12 protein-coding genes are annotated in these 12,161 nt (G+C 68.7%); 7 read left to right on the forward strand and 5 right to left on the reverse strand.

The genetic code is table 11. From position 1 onward, the window contains the following. Positions 1–87 precede the first annotated feature (87 nt). Positions 88–1,380 (reverse strand): M14 family zinc carboxypeptidase, encoded by a 1,293-nt coding sequence (locus AB0N04_RS18690; protein WP_360211554.1) that lies wholly within the window; start codon positions 1,378–1,380, stop codon positions 88–90. Between the two features lie 480 nt (positions 1,381–1,860). Here AB0N04_RS18690 and AB0N04_RS18695 point away from each other — a divergent pair, with 480 nt between their 5' ends. Then, complete coding sequence (locus AB0N04_RS18695; protein WP_360211552.1) at positions 1,861–3,804, forward strand: TIGR03960 family B12-binding radical SAM protein; 1,944 nt, start codon at positions 1,861–1,863, stop codon at positions 3,802–3,804. Between the two features lie 424 nt (positions 3,805–4,228). Here AB0N04_RS18695 and AB0N04_RS18700 read toward each other — a convergent pair whose 3' ends face one another. Together AB0N04_RS18700 and AB0N04_RS18705 are read right to left on the reverse strand one after the other, a co-directional pair. Next, positions 4,229–4,570, reverse strand: a complete 342-nt coding sequence (locus tag AB0N04_RS18700) for a hypothetical protein (RefSeq protein WP_360211550.1) — start codon at positions 4,568–4,570, stop codon at positions 4,229–4,231. Between the two features lie 632 nt (positions 4,571–5,202). Then, positions 5,203–5,913 (reverse strand): hypothetical protein, encoded by a 711-nt coding sequence (locus tag AB0N04_RS18705; protein ID WP_360211548.1) that lies wholly within the window; start codon positions 5,911–5,913, stop codon positions 5,203–5,205. Between the two features lie 405 nt (positions 5,914–6,318). Between AB0N04_RS18705 and AB0N04_RS18710 the strand changes: the two genes are divergently transcribed. Beyond that, a complete protein-coding gene (locus AB0N04_RS18710) occupies positions 6,319–7,671 on the forward strand; it encodes a hypothetical protein (RefSeq protein WP_360211546.1) in 1,353 nt (450 codons plus the stop codon). 104 nt (positions 7,672–7,775) lie between these two features. On the opposite strand, the gene AB0N04_RS18715 is transcribed toward AB0N04_RS18710, so the two are convergent. Together AB0N04_RS18715 and AB0N04_RS18720 are read right to left on the reverse strand one after the other, a co-directional pair. After that, the gene (locus AB0N04_RS18715) at positions 7,776–8,510 is read right to left on the reverse strand and encodes a creatininase family protein (RefSeq protein ID WP_360211544.1); all 735 of its coding nucleotides are present in this window, start codon (positions 8,508–8,510) and stop codon (positions 7,776–7,778) included. A 25-nt stretch (positions 8,511–8,535) separates the two neighbouring features. Beyond that, the gene (locus tag AB0N04_RS18720; RefSeq protein WP_360211542.1) at positions 8,536–9,807 is read right to left on the reverse strand and encodes a hypothetical protein; all 1,272 of its coding nucleotides are present in this window, start codon (positions 9,805–9,807) and stop codon (positions 8,536–8,538) included. A gap of 167 nt (positions 9,808–9,974) precedes the next feature. Between AB0N04_RS18720 and AB0N04_RS18725 the strand changes: the two genes are divergently transcribed. The 5 genes from AB0N04_RS18725 (at position 9,975) to AB0N04_RS18745 (ending at position 12,134) form a co-directional block, all read left to right on the forward strand. Beyond that, positions 9,975–10,445 carry an ATP-binding protein gene (locus tag AB0N04_RS18725; RefSeq protein ID WP_360211540.1) on the forward strand — a complete coding sequence of 157 codons (471 nt, stop codon included), beginning with the start codon at positions 9,975–9,977 and terminating at the stop codon, positions 10,443–10,445. Positions 10,446–10,593: 148 nt separating this feature from the next. Beyond that, on the forward strand, positions 10,594–11,067 hold the full coding sequence (locus AB0N04_RS18730) for a hypothetical protein (protein WP_360211538.1): 474 nt from the start codon (positions 10,594–10,596) through the stop codon (positions 11,065–11,067). Then, the gene (locus tag AB0N04_RS18735; protein WP_360211536.1) at positions 11,064–11,378 is read left to right on the forward strand and encodes a hypothetical protein; all 315 of its coding nucleotides are present in this window, start codon (positions 11,064–11,066) and stop codon (positions 11,376–11,378) included. The genes AB0N04_RS18730 and AB0N04_RS18735 overlap by 4 nt, the downstream gene beginning before the upstream one ends. Then, a complete protein-coding gene (locus tag AB0N04_RS18740; RefSeq protein ID WP_360211534.1) occupies positions 11,375–11,668 on the forward strand; it encodes a hypothetical protein in 294 nt (97 codons plus the stop codon). Before AB0N04_RS18735 ends, AB0N04_RS18740 begins: the two co-directional genes overlap by 4 nt. Positions 11,669–11,840: 172 nt before the next feature. After that, on the forward strand, positions 11,841–12,134 hold the full coding sequence (locus AB0N04_RS18745; RefSeq protein ID WP_360211532.1) for a hypothetical protein: 294 nt from the start codon (positions 11,841–11,843) through the stop codon (positions 12,132–12,134). Positions 12,135–12,161 lie beyond the last annotated feature (27 nt).

Raw genomic sequence — 12,161 nt, forward strand, 5'->3', positions numbered from 1 at the left:
GCCGGTCCGGGAGTCCTCCCGGGCCGGCCCTCGGCGTTCCCGCCCGGTCGTGCGCCCCGACGGGGGCTGGCGGCAGGGCGGGCGCGGTCAGAGCAGGCAGTCGGCGGCCGCCAGCACCGTCCTGGTCTGGTGGGCGACCTGTGTGCGCACCGGCACCCACTGCGCGCCGAACCCGGCCCGCAGCCGGTCCAGGCTCTCGGCGGCCACCGCCCCGGCGCGGACCCGGGCCGCCTCCACCGCCGGACCGCCGGTGTCCGCCAGCAACCGCAGCAGCATCGACGCCACCCGCAGCGGGATCCGGGCCGCCACGATCCCGGCCGCCGTCACCCGGGACACCGTGAGCGGCTCCGCGCACCAGCGCGCCACCCACTCGTCCGCCACCGCCGGGCAGACCTCCAGGGTGAACTCCGCCGCGCGCACCAGCTCGCCGTGCGCCGCCCGGGCGTGCGGGGGCACCAGCGCCAGCAGGCCGGACAGCTCCTCGGCGCGCTCGCGCAGCGTGCGGGCCGCGTCGCCGACCGTCCGCTCCACCGCCGGGTGCGGTCGGCCGTCGGCGACCGCCTCGACGGCCCACATCGGCACCTCCAGCACGGCCGTCACCCCGCCGTGGCGCCCGGCGTAGGACCAGGTGGACAGCTCCGGGCGGTCCGGCAGCGCCCTGGATCGGTCGGCGCCGTCGGCCGAGGGCATCAGGTAGGTGCCCGGCGAGGGGCTGGCCCAGCCGATCGCGTCGAAGGAGTCGACGTCCGGCGGGATGCCCGCGCGGCGCACCGAGCAGGCGAACTGCTCGGGCAACCCCGGCACCGGAGCCGTCAGTTGGACGAAGGCACCACCGAAGTCCACGCCGTGCAGCGAGCACTGCAGGAACGGGCGCAGCTCGTCGATCAGGCCGGTCAGCACCAGGCTCTCCGGCATCGGCGGGAGGCCGGAGCCGGGGGCCGGCAGCAGTTCGGGCTGCTCGGTGAAGGAGGGGCGGAAGAAGTGCTCGTAGTGCCGGTCCATGGTGAGCGGGCCGTCCAGCCAGCCCGCGTTGAGCGCGGCGCCGTCCGGGTCCAGGCAGAGCAGCAGGTGCCAGGAGACGCCCGGCCGGGCCGGGCGGTCCAGCAGCAGCCCGGCCAGCCGCAGCGCGCTGGCCGTCCCCACCGGCTCGTTCGGGTGCGGCCCGCCGACTACCAGGACCGCGCGCGGCCCCCGGTCGACGGAGAGCAGCAGCAGCGGGCGCCCGGCCCGGGAGCGGCCCGCCTCGCGCAGCCGGCACCGCTCGGGGTGGCGCAGCGCGAGCCGCCGTGCCGCGGCCTCCGTCTGTGCCGCGGTGGGGTAGCGGGCCGGCCGGGTGTCGAGGGGCCGGGAGGGACGGATCCGCCGGTCGGTGTCGGTCATGGTTCTCCTTGGGCGTCCTTCCGGTGCACCCGCGGGCCCCGGTCGCCGGGCCGCCGGGGAGCGGGCCGCACCGCCGGACGCGGCCTGCGCAGCCGGGAACGGGGGCGCTGCGGGCCGGGAACGGGTCGCCGGGGTGAGGGAGTCGGCGAGGGCCTGAGCGTACGGCCCAACTCCCCTGTCCGGAAGGGGTGCAGAGGTCTCTGACGGCGCCCTGTCAGTACCGCACGGGCGCTCCGGACATGTCAACGGCGGACGGCGCGGGCCGGCGGGCGCGCACTGCGCGTGCCGGGGGCGGGCGCCCGCGGGGAGGGTCGCGCCGGAGCGCGGGCGGGGCTCCGGCGCGGGAGCGGGGCGGGAGCGGGGCGCGGTGTGCGGCCGGAAGGCCGTTCCCCGGATTGGGCTACCCTTGAGGGTCACCCCTCCCAGCCGTCGCCTGTCGATGCGCGCGGCACCGAATCACGTCGTAAGGGTTCCTAGTACATGACTGTCGAATCGGTCTTCCCACGCCTGGAGGCCCTCCTCCCGCACGTCCAGAAGCCGATCCAGTACGTCGGCGGCGAGCTGAACTCGACCGTCAAGGACTGGGACGCCTGCGACGTCCGCTGGGCGCTGATGTACCCCGACGCCTACGAGGTCGGCCTGCCCAACCAGGGCGTCATGATCCTCTACGAGGTGCTCAACGAGCGCGAGGGCGTGCTCGCCGAGCGCACCTACAGCGTGTGGCCCGACCTCGAGGCGCTGATGCGCGAGCACCGGGTCCCGCAGTTCACCGTGGACGCGCACCGCCCGGTCAAGGCCTTCGACGTCTTCGGGCTGTCGTTCTCCACCGAGCTCGGCTACACCAACATGCTGACCGCGCTCGACCTGGCCGGCATCCCGCTGGAGTCCAGGGACCGCACCGACGAGGACCCGATCGTCCTGGCGGGCGGCCACGCGGCCTTCAACCCCGAGCCGATCGCGGACTTCATCGACTGCGCGGTCGTCGGCGACGGCGAGCAGGCCGTGCTCGACATCACCGACATCGTGCGCGCCTGGAAGGCCGAGGGCCGCCCCGGCGGGCGCGACGAGGTGCTGCTGCGCCTGGCCCGCACCGGTGCGGTCTACGTGCCGCGGTTCTACGACGTGGAGTACCTGGCCGACGGCCGGATCGGCCGCGTCGTGCCGAACGCCCCGGGCGTGCCGTGGCGGGTGTCCAAGCACACCGTGATGGACCTCGACGAGTGGCCCTACCCGAAGCAGCCGCTCGTCCCGCTCGCCGAGACCGTCCACGAGCGGATGTCCGTGGAGATCTTCCGCGGCTGCACCCGCGGCTGCCGCTTCTGCCAGGCCGGCATGATCACGCGCCCCGTGCGGGAGCGAAGCATCACCGGCATCGGCGAGATGGTCGAGCGCGGGCTCAAGGCGACCGGCTTCGAGGAGGTCGGCCTGCTGTCGCTGTCCAGCGCCGACCACACCGAGATCGGCGACATCGCCAAGGGCCTGGCCGACCGCTACACCGACGACAAGATCGGCCTGTCGCTGCCGTCCACCCGCGTCGACGCCTTCAACATCGACCTCGCCAACGAGCTGTCCCGCAACGGTCGCCGTTCGGGCCTCACCTTCGCCCCCGAGGGCGGCAGCGAGCGCATGCGCAAGGTGATCAACAAGATGGTGTCGGAGGAGGACCTGATCCGCACCGTCGCCACCGCCTACGGCAACGGGTGGCGCCAGGTGAAGCTGTACTTCATGTGCGGCCTGCCCACCGAGACCGACGAGGACGTGCTCCAGATCGGCGAGATGGCGAAGAACGTCATCCAGAAGGGCCGCGAGGTCACCGGCCAGAACGACATCCGCTGCACCGTCTCCATCGGCGGGTTCGTGCCCAAGCCGCACACCCCGTTCCAGTGGGCCCCGCAGCTGTCCGCCGAGGACACCGACGCCCGCCTGGCCAAGCTGCGCGACTCGATCCGCGGTGACCGCAAGTACGGCAAGAACATCGGCTACCGCTACCACGACGGCAAGCCGGGCATCATCGAGGGCCTGCTCTCCCGCGGCGACCGCCGGGTCGGCGGCGTCATCCGTGCGGTCTACGAGGACGGCGGCCGCTTCGACGGCTGGCGCGAGCACTTCTCCTACGACCGCTGGATCGCCTGCGCCGAGAAGGGCCTGGCCGGCACCGGCGTCGACGTCGACTGGTACACCACCCGCGAGCGGACCTACGAGGAGGTGCTGCCCTGGGACCACCTGGACAGCGGCCTCGACAAGGACTGGCTGTGGGAGGACTGGCAGGACGCCCTGGAGGAGGTCGAGGTCGACGACTGCCGCTGGACCCCGTGCTTCGACTGCGGCGTGTGCCCCCAGATGCAGACGGCTATACAAATCGGCCCGACGGGCAAGAAGCTGCTCCCGCTGACGGTCGTCAACGCCGCTGAGCAGCAGAAATAGCCCGCAGCATGGGTGACACGGTGGACGAGCTGTGTGACTTACTTCACAGCCTTCCGGAGGGTGAGCGGGAGCTCGTCCTGGGCGCGCTCGGCATGATGCGCGCCCCGGACGGGCCCGCCCACTCCAGGAAGGCCCGGCAAGGCGGCCAGAGAACCCCTCTGCCCGCCGCCCGGAGTGCCCCGGGCATCGAGTCCTCGATCGAGTGGGTATGAGCCCCTCACGGCCTGGCAGTGCGCGATCGTCGTCAACTCTGCTGCCCGTCGGAGCTAGCCAGCATGGGCGACATGCGGGTGATCGACGTGACGACTGGACTCGGATAGCACGCCGCCCCCTGGTAGGAGCCAGGGGGCGGTCAGGGCTTCGGCCTAGTCGGACGGCGTCCGGTTTGTGATCATGAGTCGAGCATGGGGGGCGGAGAGTCCGCTCAGCCGGCGGGCGGTTGGGCGGCTGAGACAGTGACCCGGTCGCCGAAGCGGCTACGCAGGTCTGCCTGGGCGCTGGACAGATTTCCGCTGACGCCGACCTCCACCACGCCGTGGGCGAAGCTCACCTCCGAGCCGTCGCCCACCATGACGATGCTGTAGTCGCTCGTGTGCCCTATCAGTGCCGTGACCTGGGTGCGGGTGGCGGCCAGCTCGCTGATCGAGCGCGGAGCATCGCGCAGGTCGATACGCACGCTCAGACCCAGGTGAGCGAGGGCGGCGTCGAAGCTGCCACCGCCCGGCTTCCGGTAGACGATGACGCAACCATCCGGAACATCCACCACCAGGCCTGTGAAGACATCCTGGTAGGAGCTACTGAGGTGTGAGACCGCGTCCGCGGCCGTGTCCAGCTGCTGCTGGTCCGGTCGGCCTGAGCTCGGCGTAGAGCTTACGGTGACGCTCGGCGTAGGGCTTACGGCGACGGCAGACGGGGCGGCACTCGTCGGCACAGGAGCGGACGGCGTGACATTGGTCTGTCCAGCACAGGCTGCGCATGCCAGCAGAGCGGTCAAGGCCAGGGTGCCAGCGGTCAAGCGTATCGGCGTTGGGGTGCGGGGCATCGATCCAGCCTTACTTTATCGGCGACGGTTGGTGATCGTAAGCGGGCGCGAAGCAACATGAGTAAAAGGTGGGCACGGCTTCCAAGATCATGGAGTTCTCTGCGCCGCGTGACCTGAGGGAGACTCCAGCCTGCCGAGGCATCACCCCCGATTCCGGCCGCCCCTAGCAGCCTGGGGCGGCTGCTAGGAAGTGCCTTGCCCGCTAGAGCGGCTGACCCAGGTACCGGACTCCCGTGATTCGCGTGGAGTGCGGTATGCGCTGGCCATGGTCCTCGTCCTGACAAGCGTGCGCGGTGCTGATCGGGTCGACCTTGCTGTCGGCGGTCGGTGGGTTTCAGCTCGGCCACCGCGCTGACTCACGAGTGGTGCAGGCCCTCGGCCACTCGTAGCAGCTCCTCATCGGAGAGCGACGCTGGCCGACCGCTGGAGACGGTGTAGGTATAGGTTCCGTCCGACCAAATGATCGAACGCGGCCCAGAGGTCGGTGAGCCGCTGACGTATGTGGCAGGGTGCCCGCCAACTGTGGCCTGCGCCTGTCCCTGGCCTGAGGTCTCGTCCCCTCGGGTTTGGGTGATGAGCAGACGGGAGCCTGCTTGCGCTCCTGTCCCGTGCTGGTATCCAGTGGTCCAGGTGGGCACGCCGGCGGGGGGCTGGGCCAGACCAGGGAGGTAGGGCACGGGGTCCGTGTCGGGATGGTCGTAGCCGGGGGGCAGGTAGGTCGGCTTTGCCAGCTCTTGGCCGTCGAGGTACGCAACGGGCTGGTTCGTTACCGCGTCTATCAGTGGCCGTGATGCCAGGGGTGCACTGAGGTGGGTGCTGATCCGAGAAGAGCCGCCTTCGGGGCACTGATACGTCGGTCCCTTGAAGCCCTTGCGGTGCAGCAGAATCTCGACCCGGTCGTTGCTCTGGCGCGTTACGAGGTCTGGTTCCTGCTCGCACTGCCATTCAACGGCCAACGTGATCGTCTGGCCGTCCGCGCTCACCAGCATTCGACCCGTCGCCGCGGCATCGTAGGTGTGCCACTTCGCGGGCAGCCACCACGTTTCAAGGGCCAACTCGAAGCCCACGACTGCCAGTACGGCTATGACGATGAAGCGTGTGCGCCTCGATAGGCGCGGCATCCAGTTAGCTCGCCTCAAGGCGCCTCCTCATAGATCAACCGCAATGCTGTCGGGCCGACGCTCACCACGTCAAGCGAGTCATCGGGGTGCCTACTAACGGACCCTGAATCCCTCAATGCACTGCCGCAGTCGGGAATATCAGATCAAACGCCTCAAACTAGACATTTTCCTGATATCTAAAAAATGGACCCAGCGTGTGGAGTATGTGAAGTTCTGTGGCAAATATATGGCATGCAGACTGCAGCTTCAATCCGTTAGGATGCGGTCGCCTGCTGCAAGATTGAGCAGGGAAGACGGCTACTGGGGGGAAGAATGAGTCCTCGAAACTTTAAGGTGCGAGGCAGAGTAGGATTGGCTGCAGCCGTTGCGCTGTCAGTGTCGATCGCTGTACCCGCCTTCGCCGCATCCGCGAGTGCGGCAGGCTCGGGTAAGGACAAGAAGCCTGTCGTCGGCACACCTGCGGCCAGCCCGCAGGTCATTGAGCTGATGAAGAAGCAGCAGGTCCTGGACAAGGTCGTAGACCAGATGACCGGCGGGCTTTCCTCTGTTGACCGGGAGAAGATACCGGGATTCTCAGAGGTTGAGGTAGACCCGGCCACGAACCACATCCGAGTCCACTGGAAGGGCACCGTTCCGAATTCGGTGCAGGGAGTCCTGAACAACCTGCCCGCAGGTGTGACGGCTGAGGTCATTCCGGCGAAGTACACCAAGGCCGAGCTGCATCAGGCGCGCGCCAAGCTGCTGAAGAACGGGAAGCCCCAGCAGCTGGCATCCAGTGTCACCGCGGCCCCGACCCGTATCACGAGCATCGCGCCGGCGGTTGACGGCAGCGGCCTGGTTGTCGGCTACGACGAAGAGCCAGTCGCCAATCGCGCCAGCGCCTTCACTCTCTCGGGGCAGCCCCCGGTGAGCGATGTGAAGCGTGATGCCAAGACCCGCGAGGTCAAGGCTGCCACCGACAGCCTTACCGGCGTTGAAACGCTGGCGAACTACGCGCCGATCGCCACCGATGCCACCCGAGGAGAGGACTCGTCTCCCTGGTGGGGTGGGGACGGGCTCCAGACTCCCGGTGGCACCATCTGCTCTAGCGGATTCGGTGTTACCCGTTCTGACGGTACGCCGCTCCTCACCACGGCTTATCACTGCGGTGACGGCACGTTCCACAACTGGTACAACGGAAATTTCGTCGGATCGACGGAGCAGCAGGACCGGCTTGATGTCGACGACATCGAAGGCATCAACACCGGGAACGCCGTAGGCAATGCTGTCTATGAAGGTCCCTGGAATCAGTCGAACGACAATGCGCGATACGTTTCCGGGTGGGGGCACAACAACGTCGGTGACTGGATCTGCCAGTCGGGCGCCAATGGCGGAACCCACTGTGGCATCAAGATTGATAAGACCGACTATTCCTTCCTAGGGAACAACATGGTCTGGCGTACGGTGGCCGACCACGCATACCAGACCGATCCCAATGACATTGCCGCGGTCAACGGCGACAGTGGAGCTCCGGTTTACTCCTACGATTCTGCCGGGAAGATTGTCGCGCGCGGCTCGCTCACCGCTCTGGACAACACCGTTAATTGCAACGGTCGGACGGTTTCCGATGGCGGATCCCGGGCGCCCTGGTGCTTCAGCGCCATGATGTATGTCCCGATCTACCAGATCCTCCACGACAAGGGTTGGACGATTAACACCGGCTGACCTGAGTTGCACCATAACAGCCCGTTGGCATAGGTCAACGGGCTGTTTGGTTTGACCTTACAAAGCTGATGCCAAGCGCCTCTAGAATTCCGTGCGAACGCGGTTCAAGCTGTCGTAGCGCTACTACGGTGCTTCGTGAACAGTGACAGGTGCGCGGCGGCTGACTTGGACAGGCTCTCAAGGACGGCTTTGCCCTTCTCGGCTGTACCGAGCGAGGGGCGGCCGATGATGCCGTTCCGGGTGTAGCCGGCCATGCCCAGGGTGAGGAGGTGGGGGCGCTCCGGGGCGTCGTGGTCGTCGCCCTCGATACCGTCGCGGACGAGGTGGGGAGCGCCGTGCAGGAGCAGGGATACCTCCAGTTCGCCGCCGTGCATGTCCTCGGCGCCTGAGCTCTCCAGGGCGGCGGCTTCGCGGGCCTGGTGCCAGTCCTCCCGAACGGGGAAGAGGGCTACGCGCGGGCCGTCGGTGTTGGCCTCCTGGACGACGTTCGAGAGGACGTAGTTGCCGCCGTGGCCGTTCACGATCAGGAGGCCGGGGGCTCCGGATGCCTGGAGCGACCTCCAGATGTCGTTGATCACGGCGTAGAGCGTGGCGGCGCTGATGCTGACGGTGCCGGGCATGTGCGCGTGCTCGTGGGAGCAGGACAGCGTGATGGGCGGCAGGAGGAACAGGTCGTAGTCGGCGGCGATCTGCTGGGCGATCAAGCTGGCCACGACCGTGTCCGTGATGAGCGGCAAGTGGTCGCCGTGCTGCTCGAAGCTGCCGACTGGCAGTACGGCGACCTTGGAGCCGCGTCGGCGTTCGTCTGCGGAAGTGGCGGCCGTGATCAGTGCGTCCATGGGCTCAGCCTCTCTCATCAGGTCGTCAGCGGTCGAGAGGAGGCGTTGTGCTCATCAGGGTCAAGCGGCCGGTGAAGGTGGCTACTTCGGGTACGGCGTGCCAGCGTTGAAGGGCCTTGCCCGCTGCGGACAGTTCGGACATCGCTCGGGCGGATTCGGTGTCGATGGCGATCGAGAGGGCCCGGCCGGCTGCGGCAGCGGCCTGTTCCGGCTCGCCGGACACTGCGTAGGCGCGCGCCAGTCGGGAGAGGTACACGCCTTGGTCGTTGCGGTAGATCGGCGGCAGCGACCGGAGTTCCGACTCGAACATGCCCACGGCGGTGCTCGGGTCGCCGAAGTCGATCAGGCAGTTCGCCCGCTGCATCTCGATGTAGGTCGGCGTGCAGTATGCGAGATCAAGCGCGTCGTCTGCGTGTGAGTCATCCGGCGCGGCGGCGAGTTCGTGAGCCTCGTCGAACTTGGCCTGGGCGAAGCGCGGGTTGCTCATGAGGGCGTGGCCCTGGGCCTCCTGCTGCGCGGCCAGGGCGCGGATACGGTGCGTGGCCCCGGCCGATCGCTGGGCGGCTCGGGCGAGACTGACGGCCTTCTGAGCGTTGCGCTGAGCGGTGGCCTGGTTGCTCTTCCGGAAGAGAACGTAAGCGGCCATGACGTCGTCGCCGCTCTCTTGGGCCCATTCCATGGCGCGGTCCGACCAGTAGAGAGCTTGGTCGAAATCCCCGAGATCTTGGTTCAGCCAGCCCAGGAACTCGGCGGTGCGGGCGCCGATCGTCAGGAGTTCGTCTCGAACACGGCCGCCGGCGTGTTGCTGAAGACGGTCGAGCAGTCCAACGTGTCGGGTCACCGCGTCGAGCGCGTGGCGGGAGCCGAGTAAGTTGGCGGCCCTGTAGTGGCCAGGCATGACCGTGCGGAGATGGCTGACGAAGAACTCCGGGTCGATCGGGGCGTTGAGGCCCTGGCCCTGAATGGCCGGCGCCGGAGCGTGGCGTCGGGGCTGCGCTGGCGCCGCCTCCTGCTCCCACGCCCGAGAAGCGAGTCCGAGCATGCGGCCAGGGATGTGCAGTCCGTCCGCGATGCGCTCGACGAGATCGATCTTCTCGATTTTGCGCTTGCCTGCCATGACCTCGCCGACCCGACTCGGCGTCATGTCACAGGCACGGGCAATGAGCGATGGGTAGATCCCGGACAGTTTGAGCAGTCGGAACACGGCGGCGAAGTCACGTGTTCGGCATGCGGTGATCATCTCTGGGTTGGACAGCAGGACCGCTGGGAGCCGGTCCGGTACGCGCGCCTCGGTCACCTCTGCCCCCGCTGTTGATCGAAGCTGCTGCACGGAAGTTGATTGCCTGTGAGTTTACCCACATTGGGTAATCAGCTTGGGTACGAAGTCCGCATTCCCTCTCGGCAGTCTGGTGTCAAGGGCCGGAACGTCCAGGTTCGGGCCTCCCATTGGGCACCGGGAGGGTGGTGCGCGTGATCAGCTCGGGTGAACCCCATGTCGGTAGTGGGGCCGGTCAGCTGGCCGTTGGGATGTCGGCGTTCGAGGCGACGCTTCCGCGCCATCGGCTGTCGGTGCACACGGCCCGCTTGCTGCTGCGGGACTTCCTGATCGGCGTTCCCGGAGCGTCTGAGCTCCTGTCCGGCGGTCTGCTCGTGCTGTCAGAGCTGATGACCAACGCCGTGGTCCACGCCCGCGTGCCCAAGGGGCGGCGTATCGCCATCCGGTTCGAGTTGGTCTGTGACCACCTTCGGATCGAGGTACACGACGCGAGCAGCGAGAAGCCGGTGATCCGACGGTCGACCGGTCCGGATGACAACTCGGGGCGTGGGTTGTGCCTGGTGGAGGCGTTGTCCGCGGAGTGGGGCTGCTGCCCCCGGCCGGAAGGTATTGGGAAGATCGTTTGGGCTCTCGTGGGCCCGGAGGGTGGTGCGCGATGAGGTTCGGGAGGGCGTCCGGAGTGACGGGGACGCGGTGCTTCTACTGCGGTGCGGGGCTGCGGAAAGCGCTGGCGCGGTTCATCGTCGTCAACGGTCAGGCGGTGGGTGTCCACAGGTGGCACCCGCGCCGCGCGGGGGAGGTGGCGGCGTGACGGACCTTCCCGCGGAGCCTGGCGCCGGGGCGGGGCCCCGTCCGGCCGACCGGTTCCCGCACCTGGCGTTCAGCCTCGGGCAGTGGCGGGTGGATGAGGCGTACTGGGCCGTCGAGAAGATCAAGGACGGGGTGCCGCTGGAGGAGATGGGGCACGCGGAGCTGCTGTCCACCGCCCGGGGCGCGCTGCTGTACGTGGAGTCCCTGGTCAGGTTGCTGGAGGCGGTGGAGCGCGCGTTGCCCATCGACCAGCCGGCGACGCTGGGCGAGGCGATCGAGCCGATCATCAGCTACCTGAGGTGGGCGCTGGACACGGGTGAGCCGCTGCGGGGCGGCAAGACGGTGTTCTTCGAGGAAGTGCGGCGGACGCGCCAGCCGTCGGTGCGGGTCCGGGTGGAGCTGGAAGTGATGGAGCGCAAGCTCACCGTTCCGGCGTGCAAGCGCCGTGCGCGTAGGAAGGCGAGGTCATGACCGGAACCGGGCACACCGCCCAGTTGAGTGCGCCGTATCCGTTCCCGGTGGCGGTGGAGGTCCGGGGGGTCACTGAGCCCGCGCGGTTCTCCCAGCTGTCGGACGCGCTGACGGCGCTGCTCGGTTCGCTGCGGGCGCTGCCGCTGGACGCGGAGCAGTGGAAGTACTTCGACGACCTGTTCGGGCCGGAGGCGGTGCCCTCGATTGGGCACCGGCTCGCGATGTACGGCCAGGTGCGGGCGCTCGCGTTCGTCGGGGTCACGCCGTACGTCATCAAGCTGTACCCGGCGGATCCGGCGGTGCGCCCGTGATCCGGCACGACCCTCGGACCTGGTGGGGCCGGGTCGTGTGGTGGTGGTCCCTGCGTGGCCAGTTCTCGTGGCCGGTGCGGGCCGTCTCCCCGAGCCGGCGTGCGGCCTACCGCGACGTAAGGGAGTGGTTCGCCGAGATCCAGTACGCCGACACCTCCCGCGCGCAGTTGGCGCGGCAGATCTGGCAGGAGCGCATGGGGGCTGATGATCCGCTGGCCGGCCTGGACGAAGCGGAGCTGTTCCGGCGGATCTTCGGCCGTGACCCCGACGAGAGCGAGGCTGCGAAGTAGGGCCCCTGACCTGAGCAGGGACAACTGAAGACGTACCGGACCACCCCGTGACCTTGGCGGGACCGTGGGGTGGTCCGGTGGGTCGGAACCCGGTGCCGATGGTATCGGGCTCCTCGGCATGTGTGCGCACGGTTGGCCGGTTCGGTTGTTGACCAGGGGAGTTGAGGGACTGTTGTACGGGGACGACGACTTCGGTGCGGAGTTGGCGGCGGGCCTCGATCCGGACTCGTGGGTGTGGCTGCCGGGCGTGGACTACGCCGCCGGGTGGCGGGTCGCGCGCGATGCGGCGGATGAGCTGAACGCGCTGCTGGCGGCCGGTGGCGTGCAGCGGTCACAGCTGCGAGCGATCGCCGACACCGACGCCCAGGGCGGGCCGGTGGTGCGCCTGGAGGGTGTGGCGGCGGGCTGGCTGCGCCTGGAGGAACTGCTGCGCCTGGCCGCGTTCGTGCGCCGTGAGTCGGCCTGAGTGGCCCCGGTGGGCGGGGAGCCGGTG

The organism is Kitasatospora sp. NPDC051702 (assembly GCF_040681575.1).
Lineage (GTDB): Bacteria > Actinomycetota > Actinomycetes > Streptomycetales > Streptomycetaceae > Kitasatospora.

Coding starts and splice junctions, on each gene's coding strand:
- AB0N04_RS18695 (WP_360211552.1), top strand. CDS start 1,861: ATGACTGTCGAATCGGTCTTCCCACGCCTGGAGGCCCTCCTCCCGCAC.
- AB0N04_RS18715 (WP_360211544.1), bottom strand. CDS start 8,510: ATGGACGCACTGATCACGGCCGCCACTTCCGCAGACGAACGCCGACGC.
- AB0N04_RS18735 (WP_360211536.1), top strand. CDS start 11,064: ATGACCGGAACCGGGCACACCGCCCAGTTGAGTGCGCCGTATCCGTTC.
- AB0N04_RS18690 (WP_360211554.1), bottom strand. CDS start 1,380: ATGACCGACACCGACCGGCGGATCCGTCCCTCCCGGCCCCTCGACACC.